12 protein-coding genes are annotated in these 17,276 nt (G+C 70.8%); 7 read left to right on the forward strand and 5 right to left on the reverse strand.

What is annotated here, in order from left to right; genetic code table 11:
* Positions 1-3 precede the first annotated feature (3 nt).
* From RHOOR92_RS0117030 to RHOOR92_RS0117045, 4 genes are all read right to left on the reverse strand, one after another.
* Positions 4-2,043, reverse strand: a complete 2,040-nt coding sequence (locus tag RHOOR92_RS0117030) for a tetratricopeptide repeat-containing sulfotransferase family protein (protein WP_027490794.1) — start codon at positions 2,041-2,043, stop codon at positions 4-6.
* Between the two features lie 100 nt (positions 2,044-2,143).
* On the reverse strand, positions 2,144-3,541 hold the full coding sequence (locus RHOOR92_RS0117035) for a M20/M25/M40 family metallo-hydrolase (RefSeq protein ID WP_027490795.1): 1,398 nt from the start codon (positions 3,539-3,541) through the stop codon (positions 2,144-2,146).
* The gene (gene pcaF / locus RHOOR92_RS0117040) at positions 3,538-4,740 is read right to left on the reverse strand and encodes a 3-oxoadipyl-CoA thiolase (protein WP_027490796.1); all 1,203 of its coding nucleotides are present in this window, start codon (positions 4,738-4,740) and stop codon (positions 3,538-3,540) included. Before pcaF ends, RHOOR92_RS0117035 begins: the two co-directional genes overlap by 4 nt.
* Entirely contained in the window at positions 4,733-5,551 is an 819-nt protein-coding gene (locus RHOOR92_RS0117045) for an IclR family transcriptional regulator C-terminal domain-containing protein (RefSeq protein WP_027490797.1), read from the reverse strand. The genes pcaF and RHOOR92_RS0117045 overlap by 8 nt, the downstream gene beginning before the upstream one ends.
* A 101-nt stretch (positions 5,552-5,652) precedes the next feature.
* Between RHOOR92_RS0117045 and RHOOR92_RS0117050 the strand changes: the two genes are divergently transcribed.
* From RHOOR92_RS0117050 to RHOOR92_RS0117080, 7 genes are read left to right on the forward strand one after another with little or no spacing between them, the layout of a single operon-like run.
* Positions 5,653-6,972: an aminotransferase class III-fold pyridoxal phosphate-dependent enzyme gene (locus RHOOR92_RS0117050; RefSeq protein ID WP_027490798.1), complete on the forward strand. Its 1,320-nt coding sequence runs from the start codon at positions 5,653-5,655 to the stop codon at positions 6,970-6,972.
* Positions 6,973-6,982: 10 nt separating this feature from the next.
* The gene (locus RHOOR92_RS0117055; protein WP_027490799.1) at positions 6,983-8,566 is read left to right on the forward strand and encodes an aldehyde dehydrogenase family protein; all 1,584 of its coding nucleotides are present in this window, start codon (positions 6,983-6,985) and stop codon (positions 8,564-8,566) included.
* Positions 8,563-9,414 (forward strand): CoA-transferase, encoded by an 852-nt coding sequence (locus RHOOR92_RS0117060; RefSeq protein WP_027490800.1) that lies wholly within the window; start codon positions 8,563-8,565, stop codon positions 9,412-9,414. Before RHOOR92_RS0117055 ends, RHOOR92_RS0117060 begins: the two co-directional genes overlap by 4 nt.
* Entirely contained in the window at positions 9,411-10,205 is a 795-nt protein-coding gene (locus RHOOR92_RS0117065; RefSeq protein ID WP_007507152.1) for a 3-oxoadipate--succinyl-CoA transferase subunit B, read from the forward strand. The genes RHOOR92_RS0117060 and RHOOR92_RS0117065 overlap by 4 nt, the downstream gene beginning before the upstream one ends.
* 5 nt (positions 10,206-10,210) lie before the next feature.
* A complete protein-coding gene (locus RHOOR92_RS0117070) occupies positions 10,211-11,545 on the forward strand; it encodes an acetyl ornithine aminotransferase family protein (RefSeq protein ID WP_027490801.1) in 1,335 nt (444 codons plus the stop codon).
* 4 nt (positions 11,546-11,549) lie between these two features.
* Complete coding sequence (locus RHOOR92_RS0117075) at positions 11,550-14,090, forward strand: CehA/McbA family metallohydrolase (protein ID WP_027490802.1); 2,541 nt, start codon at positions 11,550-11,552, stop codon at positions 14,088-14,090.
* The gene (locus tag RHOOR92_RS0117080) at positions 14,087-16,123 is read left to right on the forward strand and encodes a S9 family peptidase (protein WP_027490803.1); all 2,037 of its coding nucleotides are present in this window, start codon (positions 14,087-14,089) and stop codon (positions 16,121-16,123) included. Before RHOOR92_RS0117075 ends, RHOOR92_RS0117080 begins: the two co-directional genes overlap by 4 nt.
* Before the next feature lie 11 nt (positions 16,124-16,134).
* On the opposite strand, the gene RHOOR92_RS0117085 is transcribed toward RHOOR92_RS0117080, so the two are convergent.
* Positions 16,135-17,181 (reverse strand): P1 family peptidase, encoded by a 1,047-nt coding sequence (locus tag RHOOR92_RS0117085; RefSeq protein WP_231378423.1) that lies wholly within the window; start codon positions 17,179-17,181, stop codon positions 16,135-16,137.
* Positions 17,182-17,276 lie beyond the last annotated feature (95 nt).

Raw genomic sequence — 17,276 nt, forward strand, 5'->3', positions numbered from 1 at the left:
CGATCAATCGGAAACTGCCACATCGGATTCAAATCCCGGCACCTCGGGGTATCGCCGCAACACCTGCCCCAGTGTCGATTCCAAAGGCACCAGCCATGGTGCGTAGTTTTGCCAGTGATCCACCCCTTCGCGGTAGATCGGCCGGCGCACCTGTTCCGAACTCGCGGTGCGGACGGGTCGCTCGTTCTGGAAGAACCGCAGGCACGATTCCTCGAACGGCAGGCCGCAATGGTCGAGCAGGCGCCGAATCTCCCCCTCGGTGTCCTCGACCATGCGTTCGTAGAAGACGCGGTGGATGCGACCAGGCAGCACTGCGTCGAAATGCGCCATCAGCGCGACGTAGTCGCGGTAGTAGCGGCCCAGGTCCTCGAGGCTGTAGCTGAAGCCCTGCCCGCGCGCGAAGTGCTGCTTGAAGCCCGAGAAGCAGCAGGCCAGCGGGTGCCGCCGCGCATCGATGATGGTCGCGTTCGGCAGCATCAGGTGGATCAGCCCGACGTGCATGAAGTTGTTCGGCATCTTGTCGATGAACAACGGCGCGGCGGTCTTGCGCTGGATGCGGGTGTTGTCGAGGTAGCGCTCGCCCAGCTCGCGCAGCGCGCCGGCGTCCAGCGCCGCCAGCGCGTCGTGGTAGGGCATCTCGCCGTCGGCGCCGGCGCGCTCGCGCAGCAGGCGCGTGATCGAGGTGACCTCGGGCAGCTCCATGGTGCCTTCGACCTGGCTGTGGCTGGCCAGGATCTGCTCGATCAGGGTGGAACCGGAGCGCGGCAGGCCGACCACGAAGATCGGGTCGCGCGCCGGGCTGCCGCAACCCGCGCGCGCGGCGAAGAATCCGCGGGTGTAACGCTGGCGGATGTGCCGCACGCGCGCGCTGGTCTCGTCGGCGCTGTAGTGCAGCTGGGCACGGCGGATCGCGTTGCCCTGCGCGTAGTGCCGGAACGAGGGTTCGTACTCGCCGGCGTCCTCCAGCGCCTTGCCGACGGCGAACTCCAGGTGCAGGCGGTCGTCCTCAGCCAGCTCGGCGCGCGCCAGCTGACGGCGCATCGTGGCGAGATCGTCGGCGCCGAAGCGGAAGGTCTTGAGGTTGGCCAGGCTCCACCAGACTTCGCCGAAGGACGGCTCCAACGCCAGGCTGCGGCGGTAGGCGTCGATCGCACGCCCGGCGTGGCCGGCGGTCTTCAGCGCATGGCCGTAGCTCATCCACACCTTCGGGTTGTCCGGGTACTGCTCCAGCAGCTCGGCGTAGATGGCGATCGCCGGCTCGTAGTCGCCGACCCGGCACAGCACCACCGCCTTGAGGTTGCGGTAGCCGGGATGGGTCGGCGCCGTCGCCAGCAGGCGCTCGATCTGCGCCAGCGCCTGCTCCGGCCGGTTGCTGCGATGCAGGACCTGGGCGTAGTTCTGGCGCGCAGCATCGAAACCGGGCGCCAGCTCCAGGCAGCGCTCGAGCAGGTGCAGCGCGTCCTCGTTGCGGCCCAGCCGGGCGGCGACCTCGGCGAACATGCGGATCGCCGCCACGTCGGTCGGCGCCTGCTTCAGGTGTTCGCGCAGCAGCGCCTCGGCCTCGGGAATGCGGTTCTCGACCAGCGCGACGGCGGCGGCCAGCAGCTGCGGGTCGCTGGTGGAATGGCGCACGTGGTTGGCGTAGGCGGCGTCGGCGGCGTGCTGCTCGCCGGCAGCCATGAGGTGGTCGCCGAGCGCGCGCCAGGCCTGCGGCAGGTCGGGCTTCAGCGCCACCGCGCGGCGCAGCGCGTCGATCGCCTGCTGGCCGCGGCCATCGTGGCCCAGCGCCAGGCCGAGGTCGAGCTGGGCGAGCGCCCAGTTCGGCTGGCTCCGGGCCAACTGCTCGAGGATCTCGAGCGCGCCTTGCGTATCGCCCTGCCCGATCCGCGCCGCCGCCAGCAACCGCAGCGCGGCGGGGTGGTTCGTGGCCACCTTGAGGATCTCCGCCGCCTGTTCGCCGGCCAGGGCCGGGTCGCTCTGCAGCAGGCGCTCCGCATGGGCCAGCGCCTGCTCCAGCGTGCCGATGGCGGTCGCGTTCGTCATGGCCGGCACGCCGGTGGCGGCACGGCGGCCCGGCCCGCGGCGGCGGGCAGGCAGTGCGGGAAGAGGAATGCGGCGTGTTGCATGAGGAGACAGCGGCTCCTTAAAGCTTCTTTAACAATCTATAGTCAAATTCCAGCGAGCGGTAGTAGGCATCGACCAGGATGCGTTCGTCCTGGCCGTGCGAACGATCGTCGTCGACGTCGTAGGCGATGCCGTTGAAGACATAGGATGGCATCCCCGCCGCGCGCAGGAACACGCTGTCGGAAGCGCCGGCGGACATGTACGGCGTCACCGGCATCGGTCCCCACAGCTCTTGCGCCACCTTGGCGATCCGCGCGAACAGCGCCTCGTCCACCGGACTGGGCGGGCTGGGCTGCGGCGGCGCGATGCGGGCGATCTCGACGCCGGGGTCGGCCACGGCCTGGCGCAGCGCCGCATCCACGCGGTCCGGATCCTCGTCCGGCAGCAGGCGGCAGTTGATCGTGGCCCGCGCGACCTGCGGCAAGGCGTTCTCGGCCTGCCCGCCCTGCAGCAGCGTCGGCACGCAGGTCGTGCGCAGCTGCGCGTTGTTGTAGACGGAGGACGCCGCCAGCCGCGCCAGCGCCGCGGGATCGGACGGCGTGCGGGCCACCGCGCGCATGTCGGCGGCGAGCGCGCCCGAATAGTCCCTGGCCAGCGTCGCGTAGTAGCCGCGCGTGGCCGCGTTGCTGCGCAGCGGGAAGCGCAGCGACGCCAGCCGCTCCAGCGCCTGCGCAAGCCGATAGATCGCGTTGTCGGGCGTCGGCAGCGAGCTGTGCCCGCCGGGGTTGCGCACGGTGAGGGTGTAGCTCAGGAAGACTTTTTCCGCGGTCTCCACCGACAGCACCGCCGGCTTGCCGCCGCGGATCTCCGGCCCGCCACCGTCGACGTTGATCGAATAGGCGGAACGGATCAGCTCGGGCCGGTGCGCCAGCAGCCACTGCACGCCGTTGGACACGCCGTCTTCCTCGCCGGCGGTGAGCGCGAGGAGGTAGTCGCCCTTCGGCACGAAGCCTTCGCGGTGCAGGCGCAGCAGCGTCTCGACCAGCCCGGCGCCGGCGCCCTTGATGTCCATGCTGCCGCGACCGTAGAAGTAGCCGTCGCGCTCGGTCAGCGCGAACGGGTCGACGTGCCAGTCCGCGCGCCGCGCTTCCACCACGTCGAGGTGCGCGAGCAGCAGGATCGGCTCGCGCTCGCCGCGGCCACGCAGGCGCACCACCAGGTTGCGCCGGCGCGGATCGTCGCCGACCACCTGAACGTCCGCCGGCGCGAAGCCGGCGTCGAGGAAGCGCCGGGCGAGCTTTTCCGCCGCGAGCGTGGTGCTGCCGTGTTCGGAGGTGGTGTCGACGGCAATCAATTCGGCGAGCAGTTCGCGGCCCAGCGCACGGTCGGCCTGGGGCGCGATATCGGCGGCGCGGCCGGCCAGCGGCAGCAGCGCCACCGTGGCGATCAGGGCGGACAGGACGAGGTTCCGGTTCATGGACGCTCCAGTGCCAGGGCCAGCCCCTGGCCGACGCCGACGCACAGGCTGACCAGCGCGCGGCGCTGGTGGTGACGACGCAGCGCGAACGCCGCGGTCAGCGCCAGGCGCGCGCCGCTGGCGCCGAGCGGGTGGCCGAGCGCGAGCGCGCCGCCGTTGGCGTTGACGTGTTCGGCATCGTCGGGCAGGCCGAGCGAGCGCGTGCAGGCGAGCACCTGCGCGGCGAACGCTTCGTTGATCTCGATGCGGTCGAAGTCGGACAGGCCGAGGCCGGTGCGCGCCAGCAGCTTGTGGATCGCCGGCACCGGGCCGATGCCCATCACCCGTGGCGCGACGCCGGCCGCGGCCATGCCGACGATGCGCGCCAGCGGCTGCAGGCCGTATCGCGCCAGCGCCGCCTCCGAGGCCAGCAGCACGGCGGCAGCGCCGTCGTTGAGACCCGACGCATTGCCGGCGGTGATGCTGGTGCCGGCACCGAGTAGCGGCTTGAGCGCGGCCAGCTTCGCCGCCGTGGTGTCGGCGCGCGGATGCTCATCGACCTGCACGACGAGCGACTCCTTCCCGTGCGGCGCATGCACGGCGGTGATTTCCTCCGCCAGCCAGCCCTGCGCTTGCGCGTGTGCGGCGCGCTGCTGGCTGCGCAGCGCACAGGCGTCCTGGCTGGCGCGGTCGATGCCGTGCTCGCGCGCGAGGTTCTCGGCGGTCTGCGTCATCGAGTCGACGCCATAGCTGGCCTGCATGCGCGGGTTGATCAGGCGCCAGCCCAGCGTGGTGTCCTCGAGCTGCTGCCCGCGGGCGTAGGCAACGTCGGCCTTGGCCAGCACGTAGGGCGCGCGCGACATGCTTTCCACGCCGCCGGCGACAACCAGCTCGGCCTCGCCGCAGGCGATCGCGCGCGCGGCCTGGCCGATCGCCTCCAGCCCCGACGCGCACAGCCGGTTGACGGTGACCGCCGGCACGCTTTGCGGCAAGCCGGCCAGCAGCGTCGCCATGCGCGCCACGTTGCGGTTGTCCTCGCCGGCCTGGTTGGCGCAGCCGAGGATCACCTCGTCCAGCGCGGCCCAGTCCAAGGTGGGATGACGCGCCATCAGCGCCGCGATCGGCAGCGCGGCCAGGTCGTCGGCGCGCACGCCGGCCAGCGCGCCGCCGAGGCGGCCGAACGGCGTACGCGTCGCATCGACCAGCCAGGCGCTAGTCATAAACGCTCCTCATCGCCATGTGCGGCAGCCAGCCCCGGTGCCGGATCGCCTGTTCGATCGCGTGCCGCGCCTCGTGCAGCGCCGGCAACATCTGCTTGACCGCGCGCGCCGGCGCTTCGTCGCTGTACGGCATACCGATGTTCAGCGCGGCCACCACGCGGCCGTCGCCGGCGCGGATCGGCACCGCGATCGAGCACAGCCCCGGCTCCAGCTCGCGCGAGGTCAGCGCATAACCCTGCGCGCGCACCCGCTGCAGCTCGGCCTTCAGCGCGCTGGCGGTGCGGATCGTCTGCGGCGTGTAGGCACGGAATTTCTGACCGCGCAGCCACGCCGCCAGCTCGGCCTCGGGCAGGTCGGCCAGGATCACCCGTCCCATCGAGGCGGCGAACGCGGGCAGCCGCGCACCCACGCCCAGCGCCACGCTCATCACCCGGCGCACCGGTACGCGCAGCACGTAGACGATGTCGCTGCCGTCCAGCACCGCCATCGAGCACGACTCGCCCACCCGCTGCGACAGCTGCTCCAGGCTCTGCTGCGCCAGCTCGGTCAGGTCCAGCGAGGTGAGGTAGCTGTAGCCCAGCTCCAGCACGCGCGGAGTCAGGAAAAAACTCCGCCCGCGGCTGCCGACATAGCCCAGGTGCTGCAGGGTCAGCAGCGAGCGGCGCACTACCGCGCGCGACAGCTGCGTGCGCTCGGCCAATTCGGACAGGCTGGGACTGGCGAGCTCACGGTCGAACGCGCGCAGCACGCGCAGTCCGCGCGCCAGTGACTGTACGTAGTCCGCGCTTTCCTCGAAGGGTGTCGATGCCATACGCCACGATTTCCATTGACAGGCCGAGCGTAGAAGTTTTCAAATGAGTTCGCAATACGAATTACTGTGCGATTACCGAACAAGCGGACCGGGGATAGCCCGTGGCAAACGAACGCGACAGCGTCCTGCACAGCTGGTGTGTGCAGGCGGCATGGCAGGCGCCGACCGTGGTCGGCGGCCGCGGCGCGTACCTCGAGCTCGAGGACGGCAGGCGCATCCTGGACATGAGCAGCCTGGCCGAATGCAGCAACCTCGGCCACCAGCATCCGGCGGTGGTCGCGGCGATCCGCGAGCAGGCGCAGCAGTTGTGCTTCGTCACCTCGGCGTGGGGTGCGCAGCCGCGGGCGGAGCTGGCCGATGCGCTGCTGGAGAAGGCCGGCTTCGACGGCGGCCGCGTGTTCTTCACGCTCGCTGGCGCGGATGCCAACGAGAACGCGGTGAAGTTCGCGCGCCAGGCCGGCGGCAAGCCGCGCGGCCACATCGTCACCCGCGATCGCTCCTACCATGGCGCCAGCTACGCCTGCATGGCGCTGTCCGGCGACGCGCGCACGCGCTCGCAGGTCGATCCGGGAGCGTTCGGCGTGCTGCACGTGCCGCCGCCGGATACCTACCGCTGCCCGTTCGGCAGCGAGGATGCCCAGGCCTGCGGCGAGCACGCGGTGGCGACCGTGGCGCAGACGATCGACCACCACGGCGCGTCGTCGGTCGCCGCGGTGCTGATGGAACCCAACGCCGGCACCAACGGCATCGTGGCGCCCGACAACTACTGGCCCGGCCTGCGCAAGCTGACCCGCGAGCGCGGGGTGTACCTCATCGCGGACGAAGTGATGAGCGGCTTCGGGCGCTGCGGCGAATGGTTCGCCTGGCAGCGCCATGGCGATGCGGGCAAGCCCGACCTGATGACCCTCGCCAAGGGACTGACCGGCGCGCACCTGCCGCTCGGCGCGGTGGTGTTGTCGGCGCCGGTCGCCGCACGCCTGCAGCACGAGATGCTGTACACCGGCCTGACCTATTGCGGCCACCCGCTGTCGTGCGCCGCCGGCCTGGCCGCGCTGCGTGCCTATGAAGTCGAAGACCTGATCGCGCGCTCGCGCATCCTGGGCGGATGGATGCTGGCCGAGCTGCGCGCGCTGCAGGCGCGCCACCCGGTGATCGGCGACGTGCGCGGCGGCCACGGACTGTTCGCGGTGGTCGAGCTGGTCGAAAACCGCGACACCCGGGCACCGCTGGCACCCTGGCCGCAGACGCCGCCGGCCTTGAGCGCGCTGGTGGACGCGGCGATGGCCCAGGGCGTGTCGTTCGCCAGCCGCGGCAACCTGCTGCTGCTGGCTCCGCCGCTGGTGATCGAAAACCACGCCCTGGCCGATGCACTGAGCTTGCTCGACCGCCTGCTGGCGCACTTCTTCCCTGCCGTTGCCTGAGGAATCGCCGATGAGTTTCCGCCTTACCTACGCCACCATGTACAACCCGCCGGAAGCCATGCACGAGCGCTTCGAGGCGGCACTGGCACGGGTGGAAGCCGGGCTCGGCGCGCAGCATCGGCTGTTCATCGACGGCGTCGACCACGATGCGCCGCGGTATGCCCTGCGCCACAGTCCCTTCGACCGCGAGCTGCGGCTGGGCGAGTTCGGCTTGGCCGACGACAACGACGTGCAGACCGCGATGTGCGCGGCGCAGGCAGCCGGCCCCGCGTGGCGCGCCATGCCGGTGGCCGAGCGCGCGCGCCTGTTGCACCGGGTCGGCGAGCTGCTGGAGGAGCGTGTCTACGACATCGCCGCCGCGATGGTACTGGAGGTCGGCAAGAACCGCATGGAAGCGCTCGGCGAAGCGCAGGAGACGGTGGATTTCTTCCACCGCTATGCGGACGATTTCGAAAGCCATGCCGGCTACGACCACGTGCTGCCGGACGATCCGGTGACGGGCTTCGCCTCGCACAATGCCAGCGTGATGCGGCCATACGGCGTGTGGGTGGTGATTGCGCCGTTCAACTTTCCGCTGGCGCTGGCCGGCGGCCCGGTGGCGGCGGCGCTGGTCACCGGCAACACGGTGGTGCTCAAGGGCGCCAGCGATACGCCGTGGGCGGGCCGGTTGCTGGCCGACTGCATCCGCGACGCGGGCCTGCCGCCGGGCGTGTTCAATTACCTCTCCGGGGCCGGGCGCGAGATCGGCGAGGCGCTGGCGCAGCACCCGCTCACCGCCGGCATCACCTTCACCGGCTCGGTGGCGGTGGGCCGGCACCTGATGCGGCAGATGGCCGGAGGCGCGTATCCGCGGCCGTGCATCGCCGAGATGGGCGGCAAGAATCCGTGCATCGTCACTGAGCGCGCCGACCTCGACCGCGCCGCGGCCGGCATCGTGCGTTCGGCCTACGGCATGGGCGGGCAGAAATGTTCGGCGCTGTCGCGCCTGTACGTGCATGAAAGCGTGGCCGACGCATTGATCGGGCGCCTGCATGCGCAGGCCACCGCCATCCGCATCGGCGATCCCCGCCGGCACGAAAACTGGCTGGGGCCGGTGGTCAACGCCACCGCCTACGAGAACTACCAGCACCACGCGGATGCCTTGCGCGACGCCGGCGCCAACGTGCTCTGCGGCGGCGCGCGGATCGGGCTGGGCAGCGGCGGTCGCACCGCGCTGGCACGGGGCTACTACGTCGAGCCGATGCTGGCCGAGGTGCCGCTGCAGCATCCGCTGTGGCAGCACGAGATGTTCCTGCCGATCCTCACCGTGCATCGCTACGGCGACCGCGACGAGGCGATGCGGCTGGCCAACGATTCGCCGATGGGACTCACCGCCGGGTTCTACGGCGGCACCGACGAGGTGTCGTGGTTCCACGAGCACATCGAGGCCGGCGTGACCTACGCCAACCGTCCGCAGGGCGCCACCACCGGCGCGTGGCCCGGCTACCAGCCGTTCGGCGGCTGGAAGGGTTCGGGCTCCAGCGGCAAGGCGATCGCGTCGTTCCACTACCTCGCGCAATACCTGCGCGAGCAGTCGCGCACGGTGGTCGAGTGAGCATGATCCTGCCGCTTGCCGACGCGATCGAGCGCTTCGTCAGCGACGGCGCGAGCGTCGCGCTCGAAGGCTTCACCCACCTGATCCCGTTCGCCGCCGGGCACGAGATCATCCGCCAGCGCCGGCGCGAGCTGCACCTGATCCGGATGACGCCCGACCTGATCTACGACCAGCTGATCGGCATCGGCTGCGCGCGCAAGCTCACCTTTTCCTGGGGCGGCAATCCCGGCGTCGGCTCGCTGCACCGCCTGCGTGACGCGGTGGAAAACCACTGGCCGCGGGCCCTCGAGCTGGACGAGCACAGCCACGCCGGCATGGCCGCCGCGTTCTGCGCCGGCGCGGCGCGCTTGCCGTTCGGCGTGCTGCGCGGCTATCTGGACACCGACCTGCCTGCGCACAACCCGAACATCCGCCGCGTGGCCTGCCCGTTCACCGGCGAGGTGCTGGCGGCGGTGCCTGCGTTGAATCCGGACGTCACCATCCTGCACGCGCAGCGCGCCGACCGCGCCGGCAACGTGGCGATCGAGGGCATCCTCGGCGCGACGCGCGAGGCGGCGCTGGCGGCCACGACGTTGATCGTCACGGTCGAGGAGATCGTCGAGGCGCTGCCGCCGGCGATGAACGGCATCGTGCTGCCGCACTGGGTGATCACCGCGGTGGCGCACTGCCCCGGCGGCGCCTACCCCTCGTACGCGCAGGGCCACTATGCCCGCGACAACACCTTCTACAAGCAGTGGGACGAGATCGCGCGCGACCGTTCGCGCTTTCTCGCCTGGATGCACCGGCACGTGCTCGCCACCGGCGACCATCGCGCCTTTCTCGCCAGCCTGCCGCAGGAGGCCGCATGAGCGCCTGCACCCGCGACGAGTGGATGACCGTCGCCGCGGCGCGCCTGCTGAAGAACCGCGACATCTGCTTCGTCGGCATCGGCCTGCCCAGCGCCGCCTGCAACCTGGCCCGGCTCACCCACGCGCCGCAGATCGTGCTGATCTACGAGTCGGGCACCATCGGCACGCGCCCGGACGTGATGCCGCTGTCGATCGGCGACGGCGAGCTGGCGCAGACCGCGGCCTGCGTGGTGCCGCTGCCGGAAATCTTCAGCTATTACCTGCAGGCCGGCCGCGTCGACATCGGCTTTCTCGGCGCCGCGCAGATCGACCGCCACGGCAACCTCAACAGCACCGTGATCGGGCCCTACGAGACGCCGTCCACGCGACTGCCCGGCGCCGGCGGCGCGCCGGAGATCGCCCAGCACGCCAGGCAGGTGTTCGTGATGCTGCGGGCGTCCAAACGCAGCTTCGTCGAGCGGCTCGCCTTCCGCAGCAGCGCCGGCTACCTCGACGGCCACGGCGCCCGCGCACGCAGCGGTGCCGCCGGCGGCGGCCCGCGCGCGGTGATCACCGACTTCGGCATGCTGGCGCCGCATCCGGAAAGCGAGGAACTGCAGCTGGTGGCGCTGTTCGAGGGCGCCACCGTCGAGGAGGCCCGCGCCGCGATCGGCTGGCCGCTGCAGCTGGCCGATCGCATCGACACCATCGCGCCGCCGAGCGCGCACGAACTCGACACCCTGCGCGCGCTGCATGCCCGCACGCGCGAGGCGCATGCGCGCCCCGTGCGCATCCCCCTTCAGAACGGATGATCCCGATGAACGCCACGCCGAACCCGACCCACATCAAGACCACCCTGCCCGGCCCGAAGGCGCAGGCGATGATCGCCCGCGATGCCGAGGTGATCTCGCCCTCGTACCCGCGCGACTACCCGTTCGTGATGTCGCACGGCCGCGGCACCGAGGTCTGGGACGTCGACGGCAACCGCTTCCTCGACTTCATGGCCGGCATCGCGGTGTGCGCCACCGGCCACGCGCATCCGCAGGTGGTCAAGGCGGTGCAGGACGCGGCGGCGAAGTTCCTGCACATCTCCAGCGACTACTGGCACGAGGAAATGACCGGCCTGGGCGAGCGCCTGGCCGCGGTCGCGCCGCTGGGCGCGCCGGCGATGAGCTTCATCTGCCAGTCCGGCACCGAGGCGGTGGAAGGCGCGCTGAAGCTGGCGCGCTACGTCACCGGGCGGCCGCGCTTCATCGGCTTCCTCGGCGGCTTCCACGGCCGCACCTTCGGCTCGCTGTCGTTCACCTCCAGCAAGTACACCCAGCAGAAGGGCTTCTCGCCCACGCTGGCCGGCGTCACCCACGTGCCGTATCCGAACCCGTACCGGCCGCTGTTCGCCGGCGACGACCAGGGCGCGGCGGTGCTCGATTACATCCGCATGCTGTTCCAGCGCAGCGTGCCGCCGAGCGAAGTGGCGGCGATCCTGATCGAGCCGATGCAGGGCGAAGGCGGCTATCTCACCCCGCCGGACGGCTTCCTCGCCGGCCTGCGCGCGCTGTGCGACGAGCACGGCATTTTGCTGATCTTCGACGAGGTGCAGTCGGGCATCGGCCGCACCGGCAGGATGTTCGCCTGCGAGCACTGGGGCGTGCAGCCGGACATCATCACCTCGGCCAAGGGTCTGGGCTCGGGCCTGCCGATCGGCGCGGTGATCGCGAAGAAATCCATCATGTCGCAGTGGAAGCGCGGCGCGCACGGCAACACCTACGGCGGCAACCCGGTCACCTGCGCCGCCGCCAACGCCACGCTCGACCTGGTACGCGGCGGCCTGATGGACAACGCCGCGAGGGTCGGCGACCACTTCATGGCGCGCCTGCGCGAACTGCAGCGCGACTATCCCTGCATCGGCGAGGTGCGCGGCAAGGGCCTGTGGATCGGCATGGAGCTGATCGAGGACGACGGCAAGAAGACGCCGGCCACGGCGCTGTGCGAGGCGGTGGTCCAGCGGGCCTTCCACAACGGCCTGCTGCTGCTTTCCTGCGGCACCAGCACGGTGCGCTTCATGCCGCCGCTGAACGTCAGCGTCGGCGAGGTCGACGAGGCGATCGCCCTGCTGCGTAGCAGCCTCGATCAAGCACTGACGGGGAGCTGACGCCATGTCGCGCCGCCTGACCGCCCTGCTCGCCCTGTTCCTCCTCGCGGGCGCGGCGCAGGCCGCGCGCGAGCCCGTGCTGAAGCAGGTCGACCTGCCGCACAGCTACTACTGGCGCGAGCTGTACCTACCGCAGTTCACCAGCGGCCCGTCCTCGGCCAGCTTCCTGCCCGACGGCGACACGCTCATCTACAGCATGGGCGGCTCGCTCTGGCGCCAGCGCATCGGCGACGCCAGCACCACCGAACTGACTCATCCCAAGGCCGCCTACGACTACCAGCCCGATGCGTCGCACGACGGCCGCAGCGTGGTATTCACCCGCTACGACGGCAACGCGCTGGAGCTGTGGCGGCTGGATCTGGCCAGCGGCCGCGAGCAGCGCCTCACCGACCAGGGCGCGGTGAACGTGGAACCGCGACTGTCGCCCGACGGCAAGCGGCTCGCCTGGGTATCAACTGAAGGCACCGGCCACTTCAACCTGTTCCTCGCGGACATCGACGCCGCCGGCCTGCACCACCCGCACCTGCTGCTGGGCGAGCGCAAGAGCACGCTGGACCGCTACTACTACTCGGCCTTCGACCACGCCATCAATCCGTCCTGGTCGCCGGACGGCAAGACGATCTACTACGTCAGCAACCCGGAGATCGGCTGGGGCACCGGCGACATCTTCGCCGTGGATGTCGACCACCCCGCGCAGCGTCGCCGCGTGCTGAGCGAGGAAACCAGCTGGAGCGCGCGGCCCGAACTGGCACCTGACGGCAAGCGCCTGCTCTACGCCAGCTACCACGGCCGCCAGCACCAGCAGCTGTGGCTGACCACCGCCGACGGCGCCGCGCCGCTGCCGCTGAGCTTCGGCGCGTTCGACCGCCGCAACGCGCGCTGGTCGCCGGACGGCTCGCGCATTGCCGTCATCGACAACCGCGATGGCGACACCGCGCTGCGCGTGATCGAGACGCTGGGCGGCGCCAGCCAGGATGTCGTGGCGACGCAACGCCACTACCGGTCGCCGCAGGCGAAACTCACCCTCGACATCGTCGACGAGCACGGCCAGCGCACGCCGGCGCGGGTGGCGATCGTGGCCAGCGATGGCCGCGCCTATGCGCCGCCGCACGCCTGGGTCTCGGCCGACGACGGCTTCGACCGCGCCCTGCAGCGCAGCGAGACGCACTACTTCCACTGCGCGCCGCCGTGCGCGCTGGACCTGCCGGCCGGCCAGGCCGCGATCTGGGTGCAGCATGGCTTCGCCTACGCACCGTGGCGCCGCACGGTGGAGCTGTCGAACGGCCACGCCACGCAACTCACCGCCACGCTGGTGCCAGACGCGCTGCCGGCCACCTACGGCCACTTCGTCAGCGCTGATCTGCACATCCACATGAACTACGGCGGCCACTACCGCAACACGCCCGCGCACCTCGCGCTGCAGGCGCGCGCCGAGGATCTCGACATCGCCTGGGACCTGGTGGTGAACAAGGAGGAGCGCATGCCCGACATCGCCAGCTTCCGCACCGACGCCGACCCGGCCAGCACCGCGCAGACCCTGGTGCTGCACGGGCAGGAGTACCACACCAGTTTCTGGGGCCACCTCGGTCTGCTGCACCTCGACGACCACTACATCACCCAGGGCTACTCGGCCTACCGCCACACCGCGATGGCCAGCCCGTGGCCGACCAACGCCGCCGTGGCCGACCTCGCCCACGCGCAGGGCGCCCTGATCGGCTACGTGCATCCGTTCGACGTGCTGCCCGACCCGGCGCACGACCCGGTGCTCAGCAACGAGCTGCCCGCCGACGTCATTGAAGGCAAGGTCGACTACATCGAGGTGATCGGCTTCTCCGACCACAAGGCCACCGCCACCGTGTGGTACCGCCTGCTCAACCTCGGCTTCCGCCTGCCCACCGGCGCGGGCACCGACGCGATGGCCAACTACGCCTCGCTGCGCGGCCCGGTCGGCATGAACCGCGTGTTCCTCGACACCGGCGGCAAGCGCGACGCGGCCAGCGCGCTCGATGCGCTGAAGGCCGGTCACGGCTTCGCCAGCAACGGCCCGCTGCTCGGCCTCCTGCTCGACGGCGCCCGCCCGGGCACGCAGCTCGCCCCGGGGCGCCACCACTACCGCGTGGCGCTGCGCTCGCCGGTGGCCGTGGATCACCTGGAGCTGGTGCACAACGGCCAGGTGGTGAAGACCTTCACGCTCGGCGGCGACCGCCGCCATCTCGACGCCGAGGGCGATCTCGACCTCGACGGCGGCTGGGTGCTGCTGCGCGCGTGGAACGACGGCGCGGACCCGCAAGTGCTCGACCTCTACCCCTACGCCACCACCAACCCGGTATGGCTGGGCGACCACGTGCTCGCCGCCAGTGCGCGCGACGATGCCGCGTGGTTCGCCAGGTGGATGGACCGCACCATCGAGGCCGCCGCCGCGCGCGACGACTACAACACCGCGGCGGAGAAGCGCATGACGCTGGACTACCTGGGCAAGGCCCGCGAGGCCTATCGCGCCCTGGCCGCCGGCAAGGCGCCGTCGACGGCAGAGGCCGGCCGATGATCCGCCGCCTGCAGCATCTGGCCCTGCTCGCGCTGGCGCTGCTGCCGCTGGCCACCTTCGCCGCCGACAAGACACCGTTCACCCCGGTCGACATAAACCGCCTCGCCGTGCTCGCCGACCCGGCGCTGTCGCCCGACGGCCACTGGCTGGTCTACACCGTCACCACCACGAATGCCGAACGCGACCAGCCGCAGTCGGACCTGTGGCGGGTGGGCTTCGACGGCCGCGCGCGCACCGAGCTCACCCACACGCCCGACACCGACGAATCGCAGGCGCAGTGGTCCGGCGACGGCCGCTTCATCGCCTTCCTCTCCGACCGCAAGCCCGGTGACGGCAAGGACGACAACGACAACGGCACGCAGGTGTGGACGATGCCCGCCGACGGCGGCGAGGCGCGGCAAGTGACGCGTCTTCCCGCCGGCGTGGAAGAGTTCGCGCTGTCGCCGGATGGCAGGCAGCTGGCGGTGATCGCCTTCGATCCCGAGCGTCCCGCCGGCACGTCGAAGCCGAAGAACCCGCCGCCGATCGTCACCGACCGCTTCCAGTTCAAGGACGACGACTCCGGCTGGCTGGGCGCGCGCCACAAGCACCTGTACCTGGTCGACCTTGCCAGCGGCGCCGCCGCCGAGCTCACCCCCGGCATGCACGACGAGCAATTGCCCGTATGGTCGCCGGACAGCCGGCAGATCGCCTACGTCACCCGGCGCGGCGCCGACCCGGACCGCACCCTCAACTTCGACATCTACGTCATCGACGCCCGCGCCGGTGCGCAAGAGCGCCAGCTCACCACCTTCCCCGGCTCCGACCTCGATCCGTACTGGGCCTCGCGCCCGGCCTGGTCGCCGGACGGCAAGCGCATCGCCTACCTGCAAAGCGGCGAGGACAAGTGGATCTACTACGCGCCCTGGCAGCTGGCGGTGATCGACGTGGCCAGCGGCAAGACGATGATCCCCGCGCCGATCGACCGCTGCTTCACCCATCCGCACTGGTCGCCGGACGGGCGCAGCGTCTACGCGCTGATCGAGCAGGCCGAGATCACCCACCTGGCGCGCATCGACGTGGCCAGCGGCAAGGTGACCGAGCTGACTCACGGCGATCGTTTCGATGTCGATCTGTCGGTGTCGCGCAACGGCCGCATCGCCGTGCTCGGCGGCGACGACCTGCATCCGTACAACCTCGCCGCGCTCGACGGCGACCACCTGCGCCCGCTGGCCGACCACAACGAATGGCTGGCCGGCAAGCAGCTGGCAAGCACCGAGACCCTGCACTTCACCAGCGCCGACGGCACCAAACTCGACGCCCTGCTGGTGAAGCCGATCGGCTACGTGCAGGGCCGGCGCTACCCCACCATCCTGCGCGTGCACGGCGGCCCGGTGTACCAGTTCAGCCATGAGTTCATGGAGGACTGGCAGGTCTATGCGGCGAACGGCTTCGCCGTGCTGGCGGTGAACCCGCGCGGCAGCTCCGGCCGCGGCTTCGACTTCGCACGCGCCATCTACGCCGACTGGGGCAACAAGGACACGCAGGACCTGCTCGCCGGCGTGGACCACGCGGTGCAGCTCGGGATCGCCGACCCGGATCGCCTGGGCATCGGCGGCTGGAGCTACGGCGCCATCCTCACCGACCAGGTGATCGCCCGCACCACGCGCTTCAAGGCGGCGATCAGCGGCGCCGGCACCGGCAACACCTACGGCATGTACGGCGACGACGAGTACACCCGCGAGTACGAGCTGGAACTGGGCACGCCCTGGGCCAACCGCGCCGCGTACGACCGCGCCAGCTACCCGTTCCTGCACGCGGACAAGATCACCACCCCGACCCTGTTCCAGTGCGGCCAGATCGACTTCAACGTGCCGTGCATCGGCGCCGAGCAGATGTACCAGGCGCTGCGTTCGCGCAGCGTGCCGACGCAGCTGGTGGTCTACCCTGGCCAGCACCACGAGATCAGCGTGCCGGGCTACCTGCGCGACCGCATGCAGCGCAACCTGGCCTGGTACGACCGTTTCCTGAAGCCTGCTGGCAGCGGCCCGTGAACCGCACGGCGTCAGTGCGGCGGACGGTAGCGGTTGAAGCGCTTGAGCAGCTTGACCAGCGCCGCATGCGGGATCGCCCTGGCGTAGTGCCCACCGTCGCCCTGCATGTCGCGCGCAGCGACCATCGCGTTGACGATCGCTTCCTCGGCCGCCTGCGCGGTCGCCTCGAACAGGCCGTCGAGATGGTCGTTGCCGATGAAGCTGGCCTGTTGCAGCGGCTGGTCGCGCAGCGCCTCGGCGTTGGCGGTGGAGAACGCCACGAAGATGTCGCCGGAGCCGCTGCCGGCATAACTGCCCATCCGCGCCAGGCCCATGCCGGCGCGCTTGGCGATGCGCTTCAGCTGTTGCGGCAGCAGCGGCGCGTCGGTGGCGACCACGATGATGATCGAGCCGGTGTCGCCCGCGGCGGGATTCGGCGCGCTGTAGATGCGGTCGTCGCGCAGGTACTGGCCCACCGGTACGCCGGCAATGCGCAGGCTGTCGCGCAGGCCGTAGTTGGCCTGCACCAGCACGCCGATCGTGTAGTCGCGCGCGCCGACGCGCACGCGCCGCGAGGCGGTGCCGATGCCGCACTTGAACTCGTGGCAGATCATGCCGGTGCCACCACCGACGTTGCCCTCGGCGACCGGCCCGCCTTTCGCCTCGTGCAGCGCCCGCGCGGCATCCTCGGGATGCACGTGGAAGCCGTTGATGTCGTTGAGCTCGCCGTCCCAGGTTTCGGCCACCACCGGCAGCGACCACCAGTAGCCCGACGCGTCGGCGCCGCCCGCGCGCACCCGCTCGGCGATCACCGCATCGCGCACCACGCCGACGCTGTGGGTGTTGGTCAGCATCACCGGGCCTTCCAGCTGGCCGGATTCCTCCAGCCACGCGGTGCCGGTCATTTCGCCGTTGCCGTTGAGCGCGAACCACGCACCGAATGCCGGCAGTTCGTAGCTGGCGTGCCCGCGTGGCAGGATCGCGGTGACGCCGGTGCGCACCTTGCGGCCGTTGGCGAGATCCTCGATCAGGGTGACCTGGCCGACCGCGACCCCAGCGACGTCGGTGATCGCATTCAAGGGTCCCGGCGTTCCGTCGAACGGCACGCCAAGATCGCGCGCTCGCGGTTCGGCTGCAGACACGACGCCGCACAGGACACACAATGCCAGTGCGA

Source organism: Rhodanobacter sp. OR92 (assembly GCF_000427545.1).
GTDB classification, from domain to species: Bacteria; Pseudomonadota; Gammaproteobacteria; order Xanthomonadales; family Rhodanobacteraceae; genus Rhodanobacter; species Rhodanobacter denitrificans.